At 43.8% G+C, this 23,992-nt stretch carries 37 protein-coding genes; all 37 read right to left on the bottom strand.

Annotated elements, in window-relative coordinates; genetic code table 11:
* Window positions 1–103: 103 nt before the first annotated feature.
* Window positions 104–466: a 50S ribosomal protein L17 gene (rplQ, locus tag RBH91_RS00885; RefSeq protein ID WP_076762563.1), complete on the bottom strand. Its 363-nt coding sequence runs from the start codon at window positions 464–466 to the stop codon at window positions 104–106.
* Between the two features lie 77 nt (window positions 467–543).
* The gene (locus RBH91_RS00880; RefSeq protein WP_076762564.1) at window positions 544–1,488 is read right to left on the bottom strand and encodes a DNA-directed RNA polymerase subunit alpha; all 945 of its coding nucleotides are present in this window, start codon (window positions 1,486–1,488) and stop codon (window positions 544–546) included.
* Window positions 1,489–1,662: 174 nt separating this feature from the next.
* Window positions 1,663–2,058 (bottom strand): 30S ribosomal protein S11, encoded by a 396-nt coding sequence (gene rpsK, locus RBH91_RS00875; protein ID WP_076762565.1) that lies wholly within the window; start codon window positions 2,056–2,058, stop codon window positions 1,663–1,665.
* Window positions 2,059–2,078: 20 nt separating this feature from the next.
* On the bottom strand, window positions 2,079–2,444 hold the full coding sequence (rpsM, locus tag RBH91_RS00870; protein ID WP_076762566.1) for a 30S ribosomal protein S13: 366 nt from the start codon (window positions 2,442–2,444) through the stop codon (window positions 2,079–2,081).
* A 23-nt stretch (window positions 2,445–2,467) separates the two neighbouring features.
* On the bottom strand, window positions 2,468–2,581 hold the full coding sequence (gene rpmJ / locus RBH91_RS00865) for a 50S ribosomal protein L36 (RefSeq protein WP_003156543.1): 114 nt from the start codon (window positions 2,579–2,581) through the stop codon (window positions 2,468–2,470).
* Window positions 2,582–2,611: 30 nt separating this feature from the next.
* Window positions 2,612–2,830: a translation initiation factor IF-1 gene (gene infA, locus RBH91_RS00860; protein ID WP_003156508.1), complete on the bottom strand. Its 219-nt coding sequence runs from the start codon at window positions 2,828–2,830 to the stop codon at window positions 2,612–2,614.
* Window positions 2,808–3,137, bottom strand: a complete 330-nt coding sequence (locus tag RBH91_RS00855; protein WP_076762567.1) for a KOW domain-containing RNA-binding protein — start codon at window positions 3,135–3,137, stop codon at window positions 2,808–2,810. The genes infA and RBH91_RS00855 overlap by 23 nt, the downstream gene beginning before the upstream one ends.
* A gap of 10 nt (window positions 3,138–3,147) precedes the next feature.
* Window positions 3,148–3,894 (bottom strand): type I methionyl aminopeptidase, encoded by a 747-nt coding sequence (gene map / locus RBH91_RS00850; RefSeq protein WP_076762568.1) that lies wholly within the window; start codon window positions 3,892–3,894, stop codon window positions 3,148–3,150.
* Window positions 3,891–4,544 (bottom strand): adenylate kinase, encoded by a 654-nt coding sequence (locus tag RBH91_RS00845; RefSeq protein WP_076762569.1) that lies wholly within the window; start codon window positions 4,542–4,544, stop codon window positions 3,891–3,893. The genes map and RBH91_RS00845 overlap by 4 nt, the downstream gene beginning before the upstream one ends.
* A 54-nt stretch (window positions 4,545–4,598) precedes the next feature.
* On the bottom strand, window positions 4,599–5,894 hold the full coding sequence (gene secY, locus RBH91_RS00840) for a preprotein translocase subunit SecY (RefSeq protein WP_307893112.1): 1,296 nt from the start codon (window positions 5,892–5,894) through the stop codon (window positions 4,599–4,601).
* A 1-nt stretch (window position 5,895) separates the two neighbouring features.
* A complete protein-coding gene (rplO, locus tag RBH91_RS00835; protein WP_076762571.1) occupies window positions 5,896–6,336 on the bottom strand; it encodes a 50S ribosomal protein L15 in 441 nt (146 codons plus the stop codon).
* A 30-nt stretch (window positions 6,337–6,366) separates the two neighbouring features.
* Window positions 6,367–6,546 (bottom strand): 50S ribosomal protein L30, encoded by a 180-nt coding sequence (gene rpmD / locus RBH91_RS00830; RefSeq protein ID WP_006640333.1) that lies wholly within the window; start codon window positions 6,544–6,546, stop codon window positions 6,367–6,369.
* 13 nt (window positions 6,547–6,559) lie between these two features.
* Window positions 6,560–7,060 carry a 30S ribosomal protein S5 gene (rpsE, locus tag RBH91_RS00825; protein WP_023855910.1) on the bottom strand — a complete coding sequence of 167 codons (501 nt, stop codon included), beginning with the start codon at window positions 7,058–7,060 and terminating at the stop codon, window positions 6,560–6,562.
* A gap of 24 nt (window positions 7,061–7,084) precedes the next feature.
* The gene (gene rplR / locus RBH91_RS00820; RefSeq protein WP_307893110.1) at window positions 7,085–7,447 is read right to left on the bottom strand and encodes a 50S ribosomal protein L18; all 363 of its coding nucleotides are present in this window, start codon (window positions 7,445–7,447) and stop codon (window positions 7,085–7,087) included.
* A 31-nt stretch (window positions 7,448–7,478) separates the two neighbouring features.
* Window positions 7,479–8,015 (bottom strand): 50S ribosomal protein L6, encoded by a 537-nt coding sequence (gene rplF / locus RBH91_RS00815; protein WP_307893108.1) that lies wholly within the window; start codon window positions 8,013–8,015, stop codon window positions 7,479–7,481.
* A 29-nt stretch (window positions 8,016–8,044) separates the two neighbouring features.
* A complete protein-coding gene (rpsH, locus tag RBH91_RS00810) occupies window positions 8,045–8,443 on the bottom strand; it encodes a 30S ribosomal protein S8 (RefSeq protein ID WP_076762574.1) in 399 nt (132 codons plus the stop codon).
* A 31-nt stretch (window positions 8,444–8,474) separates the two neighbouring features.
* Window positions 8,475–8,660 (bottom strand): 30S ribosomal protein S14, encoded by a 186-nt coding sequence (gene rpsN, locus RBH91_RS00805; protein ID WP_076762575.1) that lies wholly within the window; start codon window positions 8,658–8,660, stop codon window positions 8,475–8,477.
* A 22-nt stretch (window positions 8,661–8,682) separates the two neighbouring features.
* Window positions 8,683–9,222 (bottom strand): 50S ribosomal protein L5, encoded by a 540-nt coding sequence (gene rplE / locus RBH91_RS00800; protein WP_076762576.1) that lies wholly within the window; start codon window positions 9,220–9,222, stop codon window positions 8,683–8,685.
* Between the two features lie 25 nt (window positions 9,223–9,247).
* The gene (gene rplX / locus RBH91_RS00795) at window positions 9,248–9,559 is read right to left on the bottom strand and encodes a 50S ribosomal protein L24 (RefSeq protein ID WP_307893107.1); all 312 of its coding nucleotides are present in this window, start codon (window positions 9,557–9,559) and stop codon (window positions 9,248–9,250) included.
* A gap of 37 nt (window positions 9,560–9,596) precedes the next feature.
* Window positions 9,597–9,965: a 50S ribosomal protein L14 gene (gene rplN, locus RBH91_RS00790; RefSeq protein ID WP_076762578.1), complete on the bottom strand. Its 369-nt coding sequence runs from the start codon at window positions 9,963–9,965 to the stop codon at window positions 9,597–9,599.
* 41 nt (window positions 9,966–10,006) lie between these two features.
* On the bottom strand, window positions 10,007–10,270 hold the full coding sequence (gene rpsQ / locus RBH91_RS00785; RefSeq protein ID WP_003178345.1) for a 30S ribosomal protein S17: 264 nt from the start codon (window positions 10,268–10,270) through the stop codon (window positions 10,007–10,009).
* 24 nt (window positions 10,271–10,294) lie between these two features.
* Complete coding sequence (gene rpmC / locus RBH91_RS00780; protein ID WP_003178343.1) at window positions 10,295–10,495, bottom strand: 50S ribosomal protein L29; 201 nt, start codon at window positions 10,493–10,495, stop codon at window positions 10,295–10,297.
* Window positions 10,485–10,919, bottom strand: coding sequence for a 50S ribosomal protein L16 (gene rplP / locus RBH91_RS00775; protein WP_006640324.1), 435 nt, complete (start codon window positions 10,917–10,919; stop codon window positions 10,485–10,487). The genes rpmC and rplP overlap by 11 nt, the downstream gene beginning before the upstream one ends.
* 1 nt (window position 10,920) lies before the next feature.
* Window positions 10,921–11,577, bottom strand: a complete 657-nt coding sequence (rpsC, locus tag RBH91_RS00770) for a 30S ribosomal protein S3 (protein ID WP_076762580.1) — start codon at window positions 11,575–11,577, stop codon at window positions 10,921–10,923.
* Window positions 11,578–11,580: 3 nt separating this feature from the next.
* Window positions 11,581–11,925, bottom strand: a complete 345-nt coding sequence (rplV, locus tag RBH91_RS00765) for a 50S ribosomal protein L22 (RefSeq protein WP_076762581.1) — start codon at window positions 11,923–11,925, stop codon at window positions 11,581–11,583.
* A 17-nt stretch (window positions 11,926–11,942) separates the two neighbouring features.
* The gene (gene rpsS / locus RBH91_RS00760) at window positions 11,943–12,221 is read right to left on the bottom strand and encodes a 30S ribosomal protein S19 (RefSeq protein ID WP_076762582.1); all 279 of its coding nucleotides are present in this window, start codon (window positions 12,219–12,221) and stop codon (window positions 11,943–11,945) included.
* Window positions 12,222–12,278: 57 nt separating this feature from the next.
* A complete protein-coding gene (gene rplB, locus RBH91_RS00755; RefSeq protein ID WP_076762583.1) occupies window positions 12,279–13,112 on the bottom strand; it encodes a 50S ribosomal protein L2 in 834 nt (277 codons plus the stop codon).
* Window positions 13,113–13,143: 31 nt separating this feature from the next.
* The gene (gene rplW, locus RBH91_RS00750; RefSeq protein ID WP_026586066.1) at window positions 13,144–13,431 is read right to left on the bottom strand and encodes a 50S ribosomal protein L23; all 288 of its coding nucleotides are present in this window, start codon (window positions 13,429–13,431) and stop codon (window positions 13,144–13,146) included.
* Window positions 13,431–14,054, bottom strand: coding sequence for a 50S ribosomal protein L4 (gene rplD / locus RBH91_RS00745; protein ID WP_076762584.1), 624 nt, complete (start codon window positions 14,052–14,054; stop codon window positions 13,431–13,433). The genes rplW and rplD overlap by 1 nt, the downstream gene beginning before the upstream one ends.
* A gap of 27 nt (window positions 14,055–14,081) precedes the next feature.
* The gene (rplC, locus tag RBH91_RS00740; RefSeq protein WP_076762585.1) at window positions 14,082–14,711 is read right to left on the bottom strand and encodes a 50S ribosomal protein L3; all 630 of its coding nucleotides are present in this window, start codon (window positions 14,709–14,711) and stop codon (window positions 14,082–14,084) included.
* Window positions 14,712–14,749: 38 nt separating this feature from the next.
* On the bottom strand, window positions 14,750–15,058 hold the full coding sequence (gene rpsJ, locus RBH91_RS00735; RefSeq protein ID WP_003156464.1) for a 30S ribosomal protein S10: 309 nt from the start codon (window positions 15,056–15,058) through the stop codon (window positions 14,750–14,752).
* A 350-nt stretch (window positions 15,059–15,408) separates the two neighbouring features.
* Window positions 15,409–16,599, bottom strand: a complete 1,191-nt coding sequence (gene tuf / locus RBH91_RS00730) for an elongation factor Tu (RefSeq protein ID WP_307893103.1) — start codon at window positions 16,597–16,599, stop codon at window positions 15,409–15,411.
* A 120-nt stretch (window positions 16,600–16,719) separates the two neighbouring features.
* Entirely contained in the window at window positions 16,720–18,798 is a 2,079-nt protein-coding gene (gene fusA / locus RBH91_RS00725; RefSeq protein WP_076762587.1) for an elongation factor G, read from the bottom strand.
* A 49-nt stretch (window positions 18,799–18,847) separates the two neighbouring features.
* Window positions 18,848–19,318: a 30S ribosomal protein S7 gene (gene rpsG, locus RBH91_RS00720; RefSeq protein ID WP_076762588.1), complete on the bottom strand. Its 471-nt coding sequence runs from the start codon at window positions 19,316–19,318 to the stop codon at window positions 18,848–18,850.
* Between the two features lie 124 nt (window positions 19,319–19,442).
* Window positions 19,443–19,859, bottom strand: coding sequence for a 30S ribosomal protein S12 (gene rpsL, locus RBH91_RS00715; protein WP_076762589.1), 417 nt, complete (start codon window positions 19,857–19,859; stop codon window positions 19,443–19,445).
* A gap of 104 nt (window positions 19,860–19,963) precedes the next feature.
* Entirely contained in the window at window positions 19,964–20,212 is a 249-nt protein-coding gene (locus RBH91_RS00710) for a 50S ribosomal protein L7ae-like protein (protein ID WP_076762590.1), read from the bottom strand.
* A 121-nt stretch (window positions 20,213–20,333) separates the two neighbouring features.
* Window positions 20,334–23,933, bottom strand: a complete 3,600-nt coding sequence (gene rpoC / locus RBH91_RS00705) for a DNA-directed RNA polymerase subunit beta' (RefSeq protein ID WP_307893101.1) — start codon at window positions 23,931–23,933, stop codon at window positions 20,334–20,336.
* Window positions 23,934–23,992: the final 59 nt, after the last annotated feature.

Raw genomic sequence — 23,992 nt, 5'->3', positions numbered from 1 at the left:
TCTGACTGTTCTTTTATAATAAAAATTTTTCCAGTATCTAAAAAAAGGGCATAGATCCAGTTAAAAACTGTCCCGCCCTTCTTTAGACACACAAAATATGTGATTAAACCAATTCGATGATAGCCATTGGTGCTCCGTCACCACGGCGAGGACCAAGCTTCATAATACGAGTGTATCCGCCTTGGCGCTCTTCATAACGAGGTGCTACATCAGAGAAAAGTTTTTGAAGTGCATCTTGGTCTTTCTCTGCGTCCGCTACCTCATTGCGGATGTATGCAGATGCTTGGCGGCGTGCGTGTAAATCACCGCGCTTGCCAAGTGTAATCATTTTTTCTACAACAGAGCGAAGTTCTTTCGCACGAGCTTCTGTTGTTTCAATTCTTTCGTTGATGATCAAGTCTGTTGTAAGATCACGCAGCATTGCTTTGCGCTGTGCACTAGTGCGTCCTAGTTTTCTGTATGACATGTGGTGTCCCCTCCTTTATTGAAATACTCTATCTGAAATAAAAAACACACGAAAACCCTAGTTCACATGGAAACTAGTCAATCGTCTTTGCGAAGGCCAAGTCCAAGTTCTTCAAGTTTCGCTTTTACTTCTTCAAGTGATTTGCGACCCAGGTTGCGAACTTTCATCATATCTTCTTCTGTCTTGTTCGCAAGCTCTTGAACCGTATTGATGCCCGCACGTTTCAAGCAGTTGTAAGAACGGACAGAAAGATCAAGTTCTTCGATGGTCATTTCCAGAACTTTTTCTTTTTGGTCCTCTTCTTTTTCAACCATGATTTCAGCATGCTGAGCTTCGTCAGTCAAACCGACAAAAATATTAAGGTGTTCAGTCAAAATCTTTGAACCAAGCGCAATTGCTTCTTTTGGTCCATTGCTTCCATCTGTCCATACGTCAAGCGTAAGTTTGTCATAGTTTGTAATCTGACCCACACGAGTATTCTCAACTTGATAAGATACACGAGAAACAGGTGTAAAGATGGAATCAATCGGGATGACGCCAATCGGCTGATCGTCTCTTTTATTCGCATCAGCTGGTGTATACCCGCGACCTCTTTGAGCGGTAAGGCGAACTCGAAAACTCGCATTTTGGCCAAGAGTCGCAATGTGAAGATCAGGATTCAAAATCTCAACATCACTGTCGTGGGTAATATCAGCAGCTGTTACAACTCCTTCACCCTGTACATCAATCTCAAGCGTCTTCTCTTCTTCAGAGTAGATTTTCAGTGCAAGTTTTTTAATGTTTAAGATAATCGTTGTAACATCTTCAACAACGCCTTCGATCGTCGAGAATTCATGCAGTACACCATCTATCTGGATCGATGTTACAGCGGCACCAGGGAGTGAGGATAAAAGGATACGACGTAAGGAGTTACCCAAAGTTGTACCATATCCACGCTCAAGTGGCTCTACGACAAATTTACCATACTTGGCATCGTCGCTGATTTCAACCGTTTCGATTTTTGGTTTTTCAATCTCGATCATTTCATAAAACCCTCCTTCAAAACGTCGAAACCCCGGAAAGAATGTCTCTCATTCTATCCGAAATTCCCCATTGTTTAGTCCCGTATGTGCTCAGGCAACGAGTGTGCATTCGTTTTATAAATTAACTGTATCATAACCCATTATTGACAGGGACACAAAATCTATACAAACAAATTACACGCGGCGACGTTTTGGCGGACGGCATCCGTTATGAGGAACAGGAGTTACGTCTCTGATCGCTGTAACTTCAAGTCCGGCAGCTTGAAGAGCACGAATAGCAGCTTCACGGCCAGAACCCGGTCCTTTAACAGTAACTTCTAGAGTTTTCAGTCCATGTTCGATAGAACCTTTAGCAGCTGTTTCAGCAGCCATTTGTGCAGCGAATGGAGTGGATTTACGAGAACCTCTAAATCCTAAAGCTCCGGCACTTGACCAAGAAAGAGCATTGCCATGAACATCTGTAATAGTAACGATGGTGTTGTTAAAAGTTGAACGAATATGAGCGATTCCAGCTTCAATATTCTTTTTTACGCGGCGTTTACGCGTGTTTGATTTACGAGCAGCAGCCATAGTTTAGTTACCTCCCTTACTTATTTTTTCTTGTTAGCTACAGTACGACGCGGACCTTTACGAGTACGCGCATTATTTTTAGTATTTTGACCGCGAACAGGCAATCCGCGACGATGACGAATTCCGCGGTAGCTTCCGATTTCGATCAGACGTTTAATGTTAAGAGACACTTCACGGCGAAGGTCACCTTCAACTTTCAATTTGTCGATCGCGTCACGGATTTTACCAAGTTCTTCTTCAGTCAAATCGCGAACGCGAGTATCTTCAGAAACACCAGCTTCTGTTAGAACTTGCTGAGCCGTTGTACGGCCGATTCCAAAGATGTATGTTAAAGAAATAACAACACGCTTATCACGTGGAATATCTACACCAGCAATACGAGCCATTCTCTCTGGCACCTCCTTAAAAATTATCCTTGTTTTTGTTTATGCTTTGGATTCTCACAGATCACCATTACTTTTCCTTTTCTGCGAATGACCTTGCACTTTTCACAGATCGGTTTAACTGATGGTCTCACTTTCATGTGTTTCCAACCTCCTTCTTCCGGAGTGCTTTATTTGTAACGGTACGTAATTCTACCACGAGTTAAGTCATATGGAGATAATTCTACCGTAACTTTGTCTCCAGGTAAAATGCGAATGAAGTGCATGCGGATTTTACCAGATACATGAGCCAAAACCGTGTGGCCATTTTCAAGTTCAACTTTGAACATTGCGTTGGGCAGCGTTTCGACTATAGTACCTTCCACTTCAATTACATCGTCTTTCGCCATTCAAGTGTTCTCCCTTCTTCAAATCAGTAACTTGCTTTCTGACAAATTTCAAAAGAGAAAATCTCAATTTTCCGTTTGTCACACGCCCAGTTTCATTTATACTGTTCTGAACTTCCGGAGATACGCAATCATAAAAGGTTAAATGATTGATATTCTTTTTCTTAGGAGAATGAAATTTACGCTTTTCTCCGTCTGCTACCAGCACATATTGATGATCGAATATATCAATGACAACTGCGTATTGATCCAATTCGCTTCCTCGTGTAACACGTACGAACTGTCCAATTTCAGGCGTTTTCCGATTCATCTCATTTCACCTAGGCTTTTGTCAGTATATCAAAACCCGTCTCCGTAATCGCGATCGTGTGTTCAAAATGAGCACATTTTTTCCCGTCCACTGTTACAACCGTCCAGTTATCAGCCAATGTTTTGACATACCGGGTGCCTGCATTGACCATCGGCTCAATAGCCAAGACCATGCCGGGCTTTAACCGCGGGCCTTTGTTTGGCGGACCGTAGTGAGGAATTTGCGGATCCTCGTGCAAATCCTGGCCGACCCCATGCCCTACATATTCCCTGACAACTGAGTAATGTTCGCTTTCGACATACGTTTGTATGGCGTGGGAAATATTCGACAAACGTTCTCCCGGTTTTGCTTCCTGCAAGCCTCTATATAAAGACTCCTCTGTCACTTCCAGCAGCTTTTGATCATCAGCGCTGACCGTCCCCACTGGATAAGTCCATGCAGAGTCGCCATGATAACCGTTTAGCTTTGCACCGATATCGATGCTGATGATGTCACCGTCACGAAGCACCCGGCTTCCCGGAATCCCGTGAACCAGCTCTTCGTTGACAGAAACGCAAATGCTCCCGCGAAAACCATTATACCCTTTAAAAGATGGGATTGCACCTTGCTTTGTAATAAAACGTTCGGCAATTTGATCCAATTCTTTTGTCGAGATACCGGGTTTAATGTGTTTTTTTAGCTCCTGATGAGTTAAAGCAACAATCCGTCCCGCTTCCCGCATGATTTCGATTTCTCGGGGAGTTTTACAAATAATCATTTGTCCAGGCCTCCGAGAAGCTCCTTAATATCGCTGTATACTTCATTGATGTGCTTTTGCCCGTCAATGTTTACAAGATACCCTTTATCCGCATAAAAATCGAGTAAAGGCTGGGTTTGCTTCAAGTTGACCTCAAGGCGTGTGGATACAGTAGCCTCGTTATCATCTTCACGCTGATAGAGTTCTCCTCCACACTTATCGCATACATTTTCTTTTGCAGGCGGATTAAAGACTAAATGATAAGTTGCACCGCAGTTTTTGCAGATTCTGCGTCCTGTAAGACGTTCCATCAATGCATCTTTATCGACTTGAATGTTGATGACATGGTCTATCGACTTGCCAAGTCCTTCAAGAATTTCCTCAAGTGCTTCAGCTTGAGCGACTGTTCTCGGAAATCCGTCCAGAAGAAAACCCCGGTCACAATCATTCTTGCCAAGTCTCTCCCTGACAATACCAATTGTTACTTCATCCGGAACAAGCTCGCCTTTATCAATATATGATTTGGCTTCGAGTCCCAGATCCGTTTCTTCTTTCATCGCAGCGCGGAACATGTCTCCTGTTGAGATATGAGGTATCCCAAAATCGTCAACAATCCGTTCAGCCTGAGTTCCTTTACCGGCTCCAGGCAGTCCCATTAAGACTAAGTTCATTTCGGATTCCCCGTCCTCTCTATTTTAAGAGGGAATGGGCGCACCCCATTTCCTCTAGTGCTTCATAAATCCACGATAATTTCGTTTCACCAGCTGGCTTTCAAGCTGCTTCATTGTTTCAAGTGCGACACCGATAACAATCAGCAAACTTGTTCCGCCAATTTGTGCGGAAGAAGGCAGCCCAGCAATATTAACAAACAAGACAGGAAGTATGGCAATCACGGCCAAGAAGATGGAGCCTACAAATGTAAGTCGATACAAAATGCTCGTAATTCTATCTTGAGTCATTTTTCCTGGACGAACTCCCGGAATATAGCCGCCTTGTTTTTTAAGATTATCGGCCATTTGTTCAGGGTTTACCTGGACAAATGCATAGAAATAGGTAAAGGCAATAATCAATGCTGCATAGATTGCCATTCCAACGGGATGGGTGTAATCAAATGTCTTTTGAATCCAATTTGTAACGTCATTGGAACCAAAGAACGAAGCCACAGTCCGCGGTGTAATGATAAACGAAACAGCAAAGATGACTGGAATAACACCCGCCGGGTTAACCTTCAGCGGCAAGTGTGTTGACTGACCGCCAGGAACAGGTGAACGACCTGAACCTTTCGCATATTGAATTGAGATTTTTCTTACTGCCTCTTGAATGAAAATAACACCCACGACAATCGCCAAAATCGCAAACAATATGATGACAACCTTTAAGATTTGCATGAATAACTGATCTCCAGCATCTACAAACTGCTGAGCGTAGATCTGATTAATCGTCTGCGGAATACCGGCAACGATACCAGCAAAGATGATAATCGAGATTCCGTTGCCAACTCCATGGGACGTAATTTGTTCACCAAGCCACATTAAAAAAGCAGTTCCAGCGGTCAGTACAATCGCAATGATCAAATAAGTACCGACTCCCGGGTCATTGATTAACGCGCCACCGGCCATGTTATTAAACCCGTAAGACATACCTAAAGCTTGGATAAATCCAAGAATAATTGTGAAGTACCTTGTGAACTGAGCTATTTTTCGGCGACCAACTTCCCCCTGCTTTGACCACTCAGTAAACTTCGGCACAACATCCATCTGCAGAAGCTGGATGATGATTGAAGCTGTGATGTAAGGCATGATCCCCATCGCAAGAATGGAGAAGTTGAATAATGCACCGCCGCCAAATGTGTTTAGGATTCCAAATACACTCATTTGATCCTGTGCCTTCAAAGCCTCTGTGTTTACGTGCGGCACAGGAATGAATGAACCGAGACGAAAGACGATAAGCATTAAAAGAGTGAAGATAATCTTATTCCGAATATCCTTCACACGCATAAAATTGGAGATTGTCTTAAACAAGTTAGATCACCTCAGCTGTACCGCCAGCAGCCTCAATTGCTTGTTTAGCAGAAGCGGAGAATTTATTGGCCTTAACAGTTAATTTTTTTTCTAATTTACCGTCGCCAAGAATCTTAACTCCAGATTTCAACTTGCTAATTACACCTGTTTCTAAAAGAAGTTCAGGAGTAACTTCCGTCCCTTCTGCAAAGCTGTTGAGTTTGTCTAGGTTGACTACAGCGAAGTCCTTGCGGTTGATGTTTGTAAAACCGCGTTTAGGAAGACGTTGGAATAAAGGCATTTGTCCACCCTCGAATCCAGGACGTACACCGCCGCCAGAACGAGCGTTTTGACCTTTATGACCTTTACCAGCTGTTTTACCGTTGCCAGAACCAATACCACGACCTACGCGGTTGCGCGTTTTGCGTGAACCTTCTGCGGACTTTAATTCATGAAGTTTCATTAGGACACCTCCTTAGCTTATCGTTTATTTTTATTGTTCTTTAACAGAAACTAAATGAGATACTTTGTTAATCATACCGCGGATTGCAGCGTTGTCTTCATGAACGACTGTTTGGTTTGTTTTCTTTAAACCAAGCGTTCTAACAGTGATGCGCTGGTCTTCCGGGCGTCCGATTACACTGCGTTTGAGGGTAATTTCTAATTTAGCCATTAATGTTCCCTCCTTATCCTAACAGTTCTTCTACAGATTTTCCACGAAGCTTAGCAACATCCTCAGCGCGTTTCAGTTCGCTTAAACCTTGGACTGTTGCACGGATCATGTTGATCGGAGTGTTAGAACCTAAAGACTTAGAAAGGATATCAGCTACACCGGCAAGCTCAAGTACCGCACGTACTGGGCCTCCAGCGATAACTCCCGTACCTTCAGAAGCAGGTTTTAACAAGATGTTGCCTGCACCGAAACGTCCGATGATTTCGTGAGGAATTGTAGTTCCAACCATTGGTACTTCAATCAAATTCTTTTTCGCATCTTCAACAGCTTTGCGGATCGCTTCCGGCACTTCTTGTGCTTTACCAGTTCCGAATCCAACGTGACCGTTTTTGTCACCGACAACGACTAGAGCTGCGAAACGGAAACGACGACCACCTTTAACAACTTTCGCTACGCGGTTAACGGTAACTAAGCGTTCTTCTAACTCTAATTTGCTTGGGTCAATACGACGCATATTCATATGTCCCTCCTTCTTTTATTAAAATTCTAATCCAGCCTCGCGTGCAGCATCAGCCAATGCTTTTACACGTCCATGATAAAGGTAACCGCCACGGTCGAACACGACGTTTGTGATACCTTTTTCAGAAGCGCGTTTTGCAACAAGCTCTCCAACTTTTGCAGCCGCAGACGTATCGCCGTTACTTTCGGCGTTAAAGTCTTTATCAAGAGTAGATGCACTCACAAGTGTAACACCGTTCACGTCATCGATCACTTGTGCGTAAATATGTTTGTTTGAACGGAAAACATTTAGACGAGGTCTTTCAGGCGTTCCTGAAAGCTTCGAACGAACACGAGCGTGTCTTTTAAGACGTGCAGCATTCTTGCTTGTTTTCGTAATCATCTGGGTCACTCCTTTCTCACTTTAAGCGGTTTTACTTAGCAGACTTACCTTCTTTACGACGAACCATTTCTCCTTCATAGCGGATCCCTTTGCCTTTGTAAGGCTCTGGAGAACGCACAGCGCGAATGTTGGCAGCAGTAGCACCAACGCGTTCTTTATCTGTACCTTTAACAACTACTTTTGTTTGAGATGGAACTTCGATTTCGATTCCGTTTTCAGGAACGATTTCTACTGGATGAGAGTATCCAACGTTTAAAACAAGTTTGTTTCCGGATTTAGAAGCACGGTAACCGACACCGACTAATTCCAAACCTCTTTCAAAACCTTTAGATACACCTTCAACCATGTTTCCAACGATGCTGCGAGTTGTGCCATGCAGCGCACGATGTTCTTTATTATCAGAAGGACGTTCTACAGTCAGTACACTGTCCTCAATTTTAATCTTCATATCAGGATGAAACGTACGAGTTAATTCTCCTTTTGGTCCTTTCACGGTTACAGTGTTGTCGTTCAATGTAACTGTAACGCCTGAAGGAATCTCAAGTAGCTTCTTACCTACACGAGACATACCAAACACCTCCATTCATGTTAAACTTCTTACCAAACGTATGCTAATACTTCTCCGCCAGCCTGTTTAGCGCGGGCTTCTTTATCTGTTAACACACCTTGTGATGTAGAAAGAATTGCAATTCCAAGTCCGTTCAGTACGCGAGGCACTTCGTTTGACTTAGCGTAAACGCGCAGACCAGGTTTGCTGATTCTTTTAAGGCCAGTGATGACACGCTCGTTGTTTTGTCCGTATTTCAAGAAAACACGGATGATGCCTTGTTTGTTATCTTCAATGAATTCTACGTCACGGACGAAACCTTCTCTTTTCAAGATTTCAGCGATTTCTCTTTTCAACTTAGAAGCAGGGATTTCAAGCTTCTCATGACGTACCATGTTTGCATTACGAATACGAGTCAGCATATCTGCAATCGGATCTGTCATAACCATTATTTAATAACCTCCTTCCCATAAATGGGGATTACCAGCTAGCTTTTTTAACGCCAGGAATTTGTCCTTTATATGCAAGTTCACGGAAACAAATACGGCAAAGTTTAAATTTACGAATAACTGAGTGTGGACGTCCGCAGCGTTCGCAGCGAGTGTACTCTTGTACTTTAAACTTCGGTGAGCGTTTTTGTTTCGCAATCATTGACTTTTTAGCCACGATTTCGCCTCCCTTTCATTGATTATTTCTGGAATGGCATACCTAATTGAGTTAATAGTTCACGAGCTTCTTCATCCGTATTGGCAGTCGTTACAATAACGATATCCATACCGCGAACCTTAGTAACCTTATCATAGTCAATTTCAGGGAAGATCAGCTGTTCTTTAATTCCTAGAGTGTAGTTTCCGCGTCCGTCAAAAGACTTTTTAGAAATTCCGCGGAAGTCACGTACACGCGGTAAAGAAACAGAAATAAGTTTATCAAGGAAATCGTACATGCGCTCTCCGCGAAGAGTTACTTTCGCACCGATCGGCATTCCTTCACGAAGACGGAATCCAGCAATAGATTTCTTCGCACGAGTAACGACAGGTTTCTGACCAGCGATAAACGTTAGTTCTTCAACTGCGCTATCGATCGCTTTAGCGTTTTGAACAGCGTCACCAACACCCATGTTGATTACGATTTTTTCGATTTTTGGCACTTGCATCACAGAATTGTAGTCAAACTTAGACATTAATGCAGGTGAAATTTCTTTATTGTACTTTTCTTTAAGGCGGTTCATGAGATAGACCTCCCTTCCTTTATTACTAGTTATCTAGAACTTGCCCAGATTTTTTTGCAATACGAACTTTTTTTCCATTTTCTGCTTTGTATCCTACGCGAGTCACTTCACCTGTTTTAGGATCGAGCGGCATTACGTTTGACACATGAATTGGCGCCTCTTGGTTTAAGATTCCGCCTTGAGGGTTTGCTTGTGTCGGCTTAGCGTGCTTCTTCACCATATTGACACCCTCAACAAGTACACGGTCTTTTTTAGGGAATGCTGCAAGGATCACTCCTTGTTTCCCTTTATCTTTACCAGAGATAACCATTACTTTATCGCCTTTTTTAACATGCATCCTGATCGCACCTCCTTCAAGTCCGGCATTGATATCATTAAAGTACTTCTGGAGCTAAAGAAACAATTTTCATAAAGTTGTTGTCACGAAGTTCACGTGCAACAGGTCCGAAGATACGAGTTCCGCGCGGGCTTTTGTCGTCACGGATGATAACACATGCATTCTCATCGAATTTGATGTAAGATCCGTCATTTCTGCGCGCTCCGCTCTTAGAACGAACGATAACAGCTTTTACGACTTCACCTTTTTTGACAACGCCTCCTGGTGTTGCTTGTTTAACCGTGCAAACAATGACATCACCAATGTTAGCTGTTTTGCGACCGGAACCGCCAAGCACCTTGATCGTAAGAACTTCACGGGCGCCAGAATTATCAGCTACTTTTAAACGAGTCTCTTGTTGAATCATTATTTGTTACCTCCCTTCGGAAAAAGGATTTCCGAACTTTATTAGATAATAACAGCTTCTTCGACAACTTCAACTAGACGAAAACGTTTAGTCGCAGATAATGGACGAGTTTCCATGATCTTTACGATGTCACCGATTTTAGCTTGATTATTTTCATCATGTGCTTTGAATTTTTTAGAGTACTTTACGCGTTTACCGTAGAGTGAATGTTTTTTGTACGTTTCTACAACGACAGTAATGGTTTTATCCATTTTGTCAGAAACAACACGTCCTTGGTAGACTTTACGCTGATTGCGTTCGCTCATGTTTTAGAGAACCTCCCTCCGGAATTATTTGTTGGCAGCAATTTCTCTTTCCCGAATCACAGTTTTCATGCGCGCGATTGACTTGCGCACTTCACGAATGCGAGCAGTATTTTCAAGTTGTCCTGTCGCTAATTGAAAGCGAAGATTGAAAAGTTCTTCTTTAAGAGACTTTACTTTTTGTTCAATTTCAGCAGTGGTAAGGTCACGAATTTCATTAGCTTTCATTTGATTCACCACCAATTTCTTCACGTTTTACGAACTTCGTTTTAATTGGCAATTTGTGAGATGCAAGACGAAGAGCTTCACGAGCGACTTCCTCAGACACACCAGAAATTTCAAATAAAACTTTGCCCGGTTTTACAACAGCTACCCATCCTTCAGGAGCACCTTTACCGGAACCCATCCGAACCTCTAGAGGCTTAGCTGTGTAAGGCTTAGAAGGGAAAATTTTGATCCAAACTTTACCGCCACGTTTCATGTAACGAGTCATCGCAATACGTGCAGCTTCAATTTGGCGGTTTGTAATCCAAGAAGCTTCTTGCGCCTGGATACCGTATTCACCGAAATGCACTTCAGTGCCGCCTTTCGCACGGCCGCGCATTTTTCCGCGATGCTCTCTGCGATATTTAACGCGTTTTGGCATTAACATATTATTTTCCTCCTTCCTCAGTTTTCTTCTTAGTAGGAAGAACCTCTCCACGATAGATCCAGACTTTCACACCAAGCTTACCGTAAGTAGTGTCAGCTTCAGATGTAGCATAGTCGATGTCAGCACGCAATGTGTGCAATGGAACAGTTCCTTCACTGTAGTATTCAGAACGAGCGATGTCAGCGCCGCCAAGACGACCGGATACCATTGTTTTCACACCTTGTGCACCAGCGCGCATTGTGCGTTGGATTTGTTGCTTTTGTGCACGACGGAATGAAATACGGTTTTCCAATTGACGAGCAATGTTATCTGCAACTAGCTGAGCATCAAGATCAGCTCTTTTGATTTCAAGAATGTTAATGTGTACACGCTTGCCAGTAAGACTGTTAAGGGCTTTGCGAAGCGCTTCGACTTCAGAACCGCCTTTACCGATAACCATACCAGGCTTAGCTGTGTGGATCGAAATATTTACACGGTTTGCCGCACGCTCGATTTCTACTTTAGAAACAGAAGCGTCAGACAGGCGTTGATTAATAAATTCACGGATTTTTAGATCTTCGTGAAGGAAGTCAGCGTAATCTTTGCCAGCGTACCACTTAGATTCCCAATCACGTATAACCCCAATACGAAGACCGACTGGATTTACCTTTTGACCCACGAGTTATCCCTCCTTCTTTTCTGATACAACGATAGTAATGTGGCTCGTACGTTTGTTGATTTGGCTTGCACGTCCCATAGCGCGTGGACGGAATCTTTTCAACGTAGGGCCTTCGTTCACGTAAGCTTGAGTAACAACCAGGTTGTTTGCATCCATTTCATAGTTGTGCTCAGCATTAGCGACAGCAGATTTCAAAACTTTTTCAATAATCGGGGAAGCAGCTTTTGGCGTGAGATTTAAGATCGATACTGCTTCACCTACTTGCTTGCCTCGAATCAGGTCCATTACTAGACGTGCCTTACGAGGAGCAATACGGACTGTTCTTGCGACAGCTTTAGCTTGTTGCATTTAAAAGCCTCCTCTCATTAGCGTCTTGTTTTTTTGTCATCACTAGCATGACCTTTGTAAGTACGAGTTGGTGCGAATTCACCCAACTTGTGGCCTACCATATCTTCAGAGATGTAAACAGGCACATGTTTGCGTCCGTCATAGACTGCGATTGTGTGACCGATAAATTGTGGGAAAATAGTGGAACGGCGAGACCAAGTTTTCACAACTTGTTTCTTATCCGTTTCATTTAATTTCTCGATTTTTGTCATTAGATGTCCATCGACAAATGGTCCTTTTTTTAAGCTGCGAGCCATTTTGGAACCTCCCTTCGTGATTGCACTACGGTCCGATATGAACCGTAGACAACCCCGTTATTTATTTTTGCGACGACGTACGATGAATTTATCTGAATTGTTCTTTTTCTTACGAGTCTTGAATCCAAGAGTTGGTTTACCCCATGGAGACATAGGTGATTTACGTCCGATAGGAGCGCGTCCTTCACCACCGCCGTGCGGGTGATCGTTAGGGTTCATAACAGAACCGCGAACTGTAGGGCGAACGCCTTTCCAGCGTGAACGTCCTGCTTTACCGATGTTGATCAGTTCGTGCTGCTCGTTACCTACTTGACCGATTGTAGCGCGGCAAGCAGAAAGAATCATGCGAACTTCACCAGAGTTAAGACGTACAAGAACGTATTTACCTTCTTTACCAAGAACCTGAGCAGATGTACCAGCTGAACGTACAAGCTGTCCGCCTTTTCCAGGTTTCATTTCAATGTTGTGCACAACTGTACCAACTGGGATGTTGATCAGTGGCAGTGCATTCCCTACTTTAATGTCGGATTCTGGACCTGACATGATTTCAGTGCCTACTTGAAGCCCCTTAGGAGCCAGGATGTAGCGTTTTTCTCCGTCTACATAGTTAATTAGAGCAATGTTAGCTGAACGGTTTGGATCGTACTCAACTGTAGCAACGCGTCCAGGTATACCATCTTTATCGCGTTTGAAGTCGATAATGCGGTATTGGCGTTTATGTCCGCCGCCTTGATGACGTACAGTTAATCTACCTTGGTTGTTGCGTCCGCCTTTTTTGTGAAGCGGGGCAAGCAAGGATTTTTCCGGCTGATCTGTCGTGATTTCAGCAAAATCAGAAGATGTCATGCCGCGACGTCCGTTAGAGGTCGGTTTGTACTTTTTAATCGCCATTTTGAATTTCCCTCCTTCTTTTTACAAGTAATTAAGCTTCAAAAATTTCGATTTCTTTACTGTCTGCAGTAAGCTTGACAATTGCTTTTCTGCGTTTGTTCGTCATACCAGAGTAGCGGCCGACACGTTTGAATTTCCCTTTGTAGTTCATAATGTTGACTTTTTCAACTTTCACTCCAAAGATTTCTTCAACTGCATCTTTCACTTCTGTTTTATTAGCTCTTACATCTACTTCAAACGTATATTTTTTTTCAGCCATTAAATCAGCAGAACGTTCAGTAATGACGGGGCGCTTAAGAACATCACGAGGATCTTTCATTATGCAAGCACCTCCTCTACTTTTTCAACCGCTGCTTTCGTCATCACAAGCTTCTCGTGACCGACAACATCGAGTACGTTGATTCCGTTTGCTTCAACAACTGTAACTCCAGGAAGATTGCGTGCAGATAATGCAACTGTTTCGTTTTGATCCGCAGTTACGATTAAAGCTTTTTTCTCGATAGACAGCCCTTTAATAACAGCTGCCATTTCTTTTGTTTTAACCGTATCAAGAGAAAGATCTTCAAGAACGATCAAGTTGTTGTCATTCACTTTTGAAGACAATGCTGATTTGATTGCCAAGCGGCGAACTTTTTTCGGTAATTTATAAGAATAGCTGCGTGGTGTAGGACCGAATACGATACCACCTCCGCGCCATTGCGGTGAACGGATAGATCCCTGACGCGCACGGCCAGTACCTTTTTGACGCCAAGGTTTGCGACCTCCGCCACGAACTTCAGAACGATTTTTTACTTTATGAGTTCCTTGTCGCAAGGAAGCTCTTTGCATTAAAATAGCGTCGAATACTACGCTCTCATTTGGCTCGATTCCAAATACAGAGTCGTTTAATTCGATATCGCCAGCAGTAGAACCGTTTTGGTTATATAATGCTACTTTTGGCATGATCAATTTCCTCCTTTCCTAAGAGAATTATTTAGATTTAACAGCACTTTTAATAGTGACTAGTGATTTTTTTGCACCAGGAACATTTCCTTTAACTAAAAGAAGATTGCGCTCAGCATCAACTTTTACAATTTCAAGGTTCTGAACAGTGATTTGCTCTCCGCCCATACGTCCAGGCAATAGCTTTCCTTTGAATACACGGTTAGGGTCTACCGGTCCCATTGAACCAGGACGACGATGGTAGCGGGAACCGTGAGACATAGGTCCGCGAGATTGTCCGTGGCGCTTGATTGCACCTTGGAAACCTTTACCTTTCGATGTTCCTGTTACATCTACGATTTCTCCGTTAGAGAAAATATCAACTTTGACTTCCTGACCAACTTCATACGCATCCATTTCCACTCCGCGTAATTCTTTAACGAAGCGCTTAGGTGCAGTTTCCGCTTTTGCGACGTGGCCTTTTTCCGGCTTGTTGGCAAGCTTATCGCGCTTGTCGTCAAAACCGATCTGAATCGCTTCATAGCCTTCGTTTTCAGCCGTTTTCTTTTGAAGTACAACGTTAGCTGCAGCTTCGATAACAGTTACCGGAATAAGATCACCGTTTTCTGCGAAAACTTGCGTCATACCAATTTTTCTTCCTAAGATTCCTTTGGTCATTCGTCACACCTCCTATAAAGATCATTCTATATTTTAGATTAAAGTTTGATTTCGATATCGACACCAGATGGTAAATCTAATCGCATTAAAGCATCGACAGTTTGCGGTGTTGGGTTCACAATGTCGATTAAGCGTTTATGTGTACGCATTTCAAATTGCTCACGAGAATCTTTGTATTTATGCACCGCACGAAGAATTGTGTATACTGATTTCTCAGTTGGCAACGGAATCGGACCAGACACGCTGGCACCAGAACGTTTTGCCGTTTCAACAATCTTCTCAGCAGATTGATCAAGGATTCTATGATCATACGCTTTTAATCGAATACGAATTTTTTGTTTTGCCATTATTTTCCCTCCTTTTCGCCTACTTACATTAGACAGTTCTCCGTGAGAAAAACCTGATTCACCTTGCCATGGCAAAGCGGCCGGGTGTGTCAGCAACCTCTCACTTCATCGCAGTCAAAGACCAACATGCACTATTATACAAAATTTATAGGCATAATGCAAGGCAATATTAAATATCACCTCGTTTTGCACACTTTTCTTATTATACAGATTCAGACATTGTTAATCAAGGATTTATAGCCGGAAAATAAATCCCTGTATTAAACCCTCTTAGAAAAGAAGAACACCAGAATCAGACCGCAAATAAAAAACGAGACCCGGCTGGATCTCGTTTTTTTATTTTATAAGTATTATTCAGTGATAGAAGAAACAACGCCAGAACCAACTGTACGTCCGCCTTCACGGATAGAGAAGCGAGTTCCGTCTTCGATCGCGATTGTTGAAATCAATTCAACAGTCATTTCGATGTTGTCTCCAGGCATAACCATTTCTACGCCTTCAGGAAGCTGAATGATACCAGTTACGTCAGTTGTACGGAAGTAGAACTGAGGACGGTAGTTAGAGAAGAATGGAGTGTGACGTCCGCCTTCATCTTTAGAAAGAACGTAAACTTCAGCTTTGAATTTTTTGTGTGGAGTGATTGTACCTGGTTTAGCAAGTACTTGACCACGTTGGATATCTTCACGAGATACACCGCGAAGAAGTGCACCGATGTTGTCACCAGCTTCAGCATAGTCAAGAAGCTTACGGAACATTTCAACACCTGTAACAGTTGTTTTCTTGTTTTCTTCTTGAAGACCGATGATTTCAACTTCGTCACCGACTTTAACTTGTCCGCGCTCTACGCGTCCAGTAGCAACTGTTCCACGGCCAGTGATTGAGAATACGTCCTCAACTGGCATCATGAATGGCTTTTCAGTGTCACGTTCTGGAGTTGGGATGTATTCGTCAACCGCGTCCATCAGTTCGAAGATTTTAGCTTCGTAATCAGCATCACCTTCAAGAGCTTTAAGAGCAGAACCTTTGATTACTGGTACATCATCACCAGGGAATTCGTACTCAGAAAGAAGATCGCGAACTTCCATTTCAACTAGTTCGAGAAGCTCTTCGTCGTCTACCATGTCGCATTTGTTCAAGAATACTACGATGTAAGGCACACCTACGTTACGAGAAAGAAGGATGTGCTCACGAGTTTGCGGCATTGGGCCGTCAGCAGCAGAAACAACAAGGATAGCTCCGTCCATTTGCGCAGCACCAGTGATCATGTTTTTAACATAGTCAGCGTGTCCTGGGCAGTCAACGTGTGCATAGTGACGAGTATCAGTTTCGTACTCAACGTGTGCAGTAGAGATTGTGATTCCACGCTCACGTTCTTCTGGAGCACCGTCGATTTGGTCGTATGCCATAGCAGTACCTTTACCAGATTTCTTATGAAGTACTGTAGTGATAGCAGCTGTTAATGTAGTTTTACCATGGTCAACGTGTCCAATTGTACCAATGTTGGCATGTGATTTGGAACGGTCGAATTTTTCTTTAGCCATTCTAAAAATCCTCCTTAAAAAGGTTTATTTTTGATTATATAGAGTGATAGAAAGTGAAAGCTTTGTTTCACTTTCTCATCTTACAATAGTAGTTATACTTTAATGAAGAGGCAAAATCAATTATTCGCCTTTATTTTTTTTGATGATCTCTTCAGAGATGCTCTTCGGTACTTCTTCGTAGTGATCCATGAACATAGTGAACGTACCGCGACCTTGCGTATTAGAACGAAGTGCAGTAGCGTAACCGAACATTTCAGCAAGAGGAACCATCGCGCGAACAACTTGTGCGTTACCGCGAGCTTCCATACCTTCTACGCGTCCGCGACGAGAAGTAACATCACCCATGATGTCTCCCATGTATTCTTCAGGAATAACAACTTCAACTTTCATAATTGGTTCAAGAAGAACAGGGTTACATTTGCTGACTGCATTTTTCAATGCCATTGAAGCAGCGACTTTAAACGCCATTTCGTTTGAGTCAACATCATGGTAAGATCCATCAAAAAGTTTTGCCTTGATGTCAATTAGAGGGAATCCTGCTAAGACACCATTTTCAAGAGAGTCTTCAAGACCTGCTTGTACGGCTGGGATGTATTCACGAGGAACAACACCACCGACAATTGCGTTTTCGAATTCAAATCCAGCGCCTTCTTCATTAGGTTGGAATTCAATCCAAACGTGTCCGAACTGACCGCGTCCACCAGATTGACGTACGAATTTACCTTCAACTTTTGCACCTGTACGGAATGTTTCACGGTACGCAACTTGAGGAGCACCTACGTTAGCTTCTACTTTGAATTCACGCTTCATACGGTCAACAATGATATCAAGGTGAAGTTCACCCATACCAGAGATGATCGTCTGACCAGTTTCCGGATTTGTTTGAGTACGGAATGTAGGATCTTCTTCAGCAAGTTTAGCTAAAGCGATACCCATTTTATCTTGGTCAGCTTTTGATTTAGGCTCAATCGCTACATCGATAACCGGCTCTGGGAATTCCATTGATTCAAGGATTACAAGATCCTTTTCATCACATAGAGTATCTCCAGTAGATGTATCTTTTAGGCCTACAGCAGCTGCGATATCTCCTGCGTAAACAGTAGCGATCTCTTCACGGCTGTTGGCATGCATTTGCAGGATACGTCCGACACGCTCACGTTTGCCTTTCGTTGAGTTTTTCACGTATGAACCGGAATCAAGAGTTCCAGAGTACACACGGAAGAACGTCAGCTTACCAACATAAGGGTCAGTCATTACTTTAAATGCAAGTGCAGAGAATGGCTCTTCATCAGAAGAATGACGAACGATCTCTTCATCAGTTTCCGGGCGTACACCTTTGATTGCAGCAACATCAGTTGGTGCAGGAAGGTAGTCAAGAACTGCATCAAGTACAAGCTGAACACCTTTGTTTTTGAAAGCAGAACCGACTAGTACTGGATAGAATTCAACATTCAAAGTACCTTTACGGATTGCAGCTTTCAACTCGTCGATTGTGATTTCTTCACCTTCGAGGTACTTTTCCATAAGCTCTTCATCAAGCTCTGCGACAGCTTCAATTAAGCTGTTACGAAGCTCTTCGGCTTGTTCTTTGTACTCTTCAGGGATTTCTTTCGCATCAGAACGAGTTCCAAGATCATCTTCGTAGAAATACGCAACGTTTTCTACAAGGTCGATGATACCTTCGAAGTTGTCTTCAGCACCGATTGGCAATTGGATTGCATGGGCGTTAGCTTGAAGACGGTCTCTTAAAGTACCTACAGAGTAAAGGAAGTCTGCTCCGATTTTGTCCATTTTGTTGACAAATACGACACGCGGAACTCCGTAAGTTGTTGCTTGGCGCCATACTGTTTCTGTTTGAGGCTCAACGCCTGATTGTGCGTCAAGGACGGCAACGGCACCATCAAGTACGCGCAGGGAACGTTCAACCTCAACTGTGAAGTCTACGTGTCCTGGTGTATCGATGATGTTAACGCGGTATCCTTTCCATTGTGCAGTTGTTGCAGCAGATGTGATTGTGATACCACGTTCTTGTTCCTGTTCCATCCAGTCCATTTGGGAAGCTCCTTCATGAGTTTCACCAATTTTGTGGATACGGCCTGTGTAGAACAAGATACGTTCAGTTGTCGTCGTTTTACCGGCATCGATGTGAGCCATGATTCCGATATTACGAGTTTTTTCTAAGGAGAACTCTCTTGCCATTGGGTCTTTTCTCCTTCCTTCTTAGGGAATAATATTTTGTCGTACAAGATTACCAGCGATAGTGAGCGAACGCTTTGTTTGCTTCAGCCATCTTATGCGTATCTTCACGTTTCTTAACAGCAGCACCAGTGTTGTTAGCTGCATCAAGAATTTCGTTGGCTAAACGCTCTTCCATCGTTTTTTCTCCGCGAAGACGAGCGTAGTTTACTAACCAGCGAAGACCAAGAGTCGTACGTCTTTCAGGACGAACCTCTACAGGCACTTGGTAGTTCGCACCACCTACACGGCGTGCTTTAACTTCAAGTACTGGCATGATGTTTTTCAATGCTTGTTCGAAAACCTCCATTGCATCGTTGCCGGTACGTTCTTTAATGATATCGAATGACTTGTATAGGATTGTTTGAGCTTTACCTTTTTTACCGTCGATCATCATTTTGTTGATCAAACGAGTTACAAGCTTAGAGTTGTAAAGCGGATCAGGTAAAACGTCTCTTTTTGTTACAGGACCTTTACGTGGCATCTGATTATCCTCCCTTCTCTTGTTACGGGTTTAAGCAAGCAGAGGGATTTCGCGGCTCATGCCTTTATCAGCATTGCCAGAACTCCTTGCTTTTAAAAACCCTTTTATTTGTATTTAAACTGACTTATTTTTTCTTAGGACGTTTTGTACCGTATTTTGAACGGCCTTGTGCACGGTTTTCAACTCCGGCAGTATCAAGCGCGCCACGCACGATGTGGTAGCGTACCCCCGGTAAGTCTTTAACACGTCCGCCGCGGATCAATACGACACTGTGCTCTTGCAGGTTGTGTCCGATACCAGGAATATAAGCCGTAACCTCGATTCCGTTTGTTAAGCGAACACGGGCATATTTACGAAGCGCTGAGTTCGGTTTCTTCGGTGTCATTGTACCAACACGAGTACATACCCCGCGTTTTTGTGGTGAAGATACGTTAGTGTGCTCTTTCTTAAAGCTGTTGTATCCTTTATTAAGTGCAGGGGACTTAGAAGCTTCAACTTTGTTCACGCGTCCCTTGCGTATCAACTGATTAATTGTAGGCATGTTGTATTCCTCCCTTCATCATGTTTTATAACCCACATACCCAGGTGGTTCATTTAAAAGCAAAAAAACAATGCCTTTGCATGGAAGCAAAAACAACGAGTACGTTATTGAATAATGGCAACAGCTGCCGCACCGACCTCAATTCCGCAAGCTTTGCCGAGCTTTTTCATTGACTCTGCCAATGTGACGGGAACGCCTTGTTCATTCGCCAGGTTAATGACACCAGCCGTCAGACAAGGATCTGCGTCTTTTGCTACGACAACTTCCTTTACAGAGTTGCGTTTGAGTGCTTTAACTGTCTGCTTCGTACCGATAATAATGGATTGAGCCTGTGATACTTTATCATAAGACATCATACATCCTCCAAAGTAACAGGTTTAAATTGAGCACCTTGGTTATATTATCATCCTGAAAGAAGGATGTCAACACAGTATGACAATTTTTAGTGACATCCTTCTTTAGGACATTTTAAATTTATTCTGCCGGAACCATTTCATCCGAAGATTGAACTTGCAATACCGGCTTCACTTTGCGGTAGTTGAGCATTCCTGTTCCAGCCGGAACAAGCTTACCGATGATGACATTCTCTTTCAGACCGAGAAGCTCATCCCGTTTTCCTTTGATTGCTGCATCTGTCAGGACGCGTGTTGTTTCCTGGAATGATGCGGCAGACAAGAAGGAATCCGTTTCAAGAGATGCTTTTGTAATACCGAGCAGCACCGGACGGCCTGTAGCAGGTCGTTGTCCTTTAAGCAACACTTTTTTGTTTGCTTGAGTAAACTGATGAATATCGAGAAGTGTGCCAGGCAGTACTTCTGTATCCCCGGCATCGATCACACGCACTTTGCGAAGCATCTGGCGGACCATAACCTCGACGTGTTTATCCCCGATTTCAACACCCTGCATACGGTAAACCTTCTGCACTTCATGTAGAAGATATTCTTGAACCGTCGTGATGTCTGTTACTTTCAGAAGCTCTTTCGGATCGACTGAACCTTCCGTCAGCACCTGGCCGCGGTAGATTTTATCTCCTTCAGATACTTTTAGGCGGGCGTTGTATGGGGCCGTATATGAACGGCTTTCAACTTCACCCTGTACAACGATTTCCTGCTGTTTATCACGCACTTCGTTGATTTCAGCTACGACACCGTCAATTTCAGAAATCGTGGCCTGACCTTTAGGGTTACGCGCTTCGAATAATTCCTGGATACGCGGCAAACCTTGTGTAATATCGTCTCCGGCAACCCCGCCCGTATGGAAGGTACGCATTGTCAGCTGTGTACCAGGCTCACCGATGGATTGGGCAGCGATGATTCCGACCGCTTCTCCGACTTCAACATCGGTTCCCGTTGCCAGGTTTCGGCCGTAGCATCGTTTACATACTCCATGTGACGTATTACATGTAAATGCAGAACGGATCCACACTTCCTCGATACCGGCTTCAACGATTTCTAATGCTTTGTCTTCGTCGATCAGTTCGTTTTCTTTAACGAGAATTTCGCCGGTTTCCGGATGTTTAACTGGTTTTCTCGCAAAACGGCCGATGAGACGTTCTTCAAGACGCTCGATCACTTCTGTGCCTTCTGTGATAGATTCTGCAAGAATTCCCCGGTCAGTGCCGCAATCTGTCTCACGAATGATAACATCTTGGGCAACATCTACGAGACGGCGTGTCAGGTAGCCTGAGTCAGCTGTCTTCAGTGCTGTATCGGCAAGACCTTTACGAGCACCGTGGGTGGAGATAAAGTACTCCAGAACCGTTAAACCTTCGCGGAAGCTTGATTTGATTGGAAGTTCGATGATTCGTCCGGCCGGGTTGGCCATCAGACCGCGCATACCCGCAAGCTGTGTAAAGTTTGATGCGTTACCCCGGGCTCCTGAATCACTCATCATATAGATTGGGTTAACTTCATCCAGGGACTTCATCAGCTTGCCTTGGATTGTATCTTTAGCCGCACTCCAAATGGAAATAACGCGTTCATAGCGCTCTTCTTCAGTGATCAGACCGCGTCTGAACTGCTTCAGAACGTTATCGACTTTCCCTTGCGCTTCTTCAAGGATTTTCTTTTTGTCATCCAAAACGACGATATCGGAAACACCGACCGTGATTCCGGCTTTTGTTGAATACTTAAAGCCGAGATTCTTCATGCGGTCAAGCATTTTTGACGTTTCTGTGATGTGGAATCTTTTGAAGATCTCCGCAATGACTTTACCAAGGATGCCTTTTTTGAACGGTGCGTTGACTTCCTGGTTCTTAATGGCTTCTTTAACATCTGTACCGTAATCCAAGAAGAAACGGTCAGGCGTTTTTTCTTCAATGTTGCTCTTCGTCGGTTCGTTCATGTATGGGAACGACGGCGGAAGAATTTCGTTGAAGATCAGTTTTCCTACAGTTGTAATGAGCAGCTTGGAACGCTGTTCGTCTGTAAATGTTTCATTTTTCAAGGAGTTAACCGCAACGGCCACTCTTGTATGCAAATGAACATATCCGTTTTGATAAGCAAGCAGCGCTTCATCCGTATCTTTGAAAACCATGCCTTCGCCGACTGCGCCAGGGCGTTCAAGCGTCAAGTAGTAGTTTCCAAGTACCATATCCTGAGACGGCGTAACAACCGGTTTTCCGTCCTTAGGGTTCAGGATGTTTTGCGCAGCGAGCATGAGAATGCGCGCTTCAGCTTGCGCCTCGGCAGATAAAGGTACGTGAACCGCCATTTGGTCACCGTCGAAGTCAGCGTTGTATGCAGTACATACAAGCGGGTGAAGACGGATAGCACGGCCTTCAACAAGCGTTGGTTCAAACGCTTGGATTCCCAGTCTGTGAAGCGTAGGTGCACGGTTTAGAAGAACCGGGTGTTCCTTGATGACTGACTCAAGCACATCCCATACTTCAGGCTGAACGCGTTCAATTTTACGCTTCGCACTCTTTATGTTGTGGGCAAGACCTTTTTCTACAAGCTCTTTCATGACGAAAGGCTTAAACAGTTCCAAAGCCATTTCTTTCGGCAGACCGCATTGGTACATTTTCAGGTTCGGACCTACGACGATAACCGAACGACCTGAATAGTCAACACGCTTACCGAGAAGGTTTTGACGGAAACGGCCTTGTTTACCTTTCAGCATGTGGGAAAGGGATTTTAACGGTCTGTTTCCCGGACCTGTTACAGGACGGCCTCTGCGTCCGTTATCGATCAGGGCGTCTACAGCTTCTTGAAGCATGCGCTTCTCGTTTTGAACGATAATGCTTGGCGCTCCAAGATCCAACAGACGCTTCAAACGATTGTTACGGTTGATGACACGGCGGTAAAGGTCGTTAAGGTCAGATGTCGCAAAACGTCCTCCGTCAAGCTGTACCATTGGTCTCAGTTCAGGCGGAATGACCGGAAGAACATCAAGGATCATCCAAGATGGTTTATTTCCGGAGTTACGGAATGCTTCCAGCACTTCAAGACGCTTGATCGCACGTGTGCGGCGCTGTCCTTGAGACGTTTTAAGCTCTTCTTTAAGCATATCCACTTCTTTTACGAGATCGATATCCTGAAGAAGCTTATGAATCGCTTCAGCACCCATAGAAGCTTGAAACTTACTGCCGTATTTATCAAGATACGCCCGATATTCTTTTTCAGAAAGAAGCTGTTTTTTCTCAAGCGGCGTATTTGCCGGATCTGTAACGACATAAGAAGCGAAGTAAATGACTTCTTCCAATGCACGCGGAGACATATCCAGCACAAGACCCATGCGGCTTGGGATTCCTTTAAAATACCAGATGTGAGAAACCGGGGCTGCCAGTTCGATATGCCCCATTCTCTCACGACGGACTTTAGCCCGGGTTACTTCAACTCCACAACGGTCACAGACTACGCCCTTATAACGAACTCGCTTGTACTTCCCGCAATGGCATTCCCAGTCCTTTTGAGGACCGAAAATGCGCTCGCAGAACAAACCATCTTTTTCAGGTTTCAAAGTACGGTAGTTGATTGTTTCAGGCTTTTTCACTTCTCCGTAAGACCATGAACGGATTTTATCAGGTGAAGCGAGACCGATGTTCATATACTCAAAATTGTTCACATCCAGCAAGGGGCCTACCTCCCTTTTTATCTTCGGGTTATACCCATGTCACTTGCGTCAAAAATTTA

The sequence above is a fragment of the Bacillus swezeyi genome (genome assembly GCF_030908325.1).
Taxonomy (GTDB): Bacteria; Bacillota; Bacilli; order Bacillales; family Bacillaceae; genus Bacillus; species Bacillus swezeyi.
Note: the sequence above shows the minus strand (reverse complement) of the source record. Positions and strands in the feature narration are given on the sequence as shown.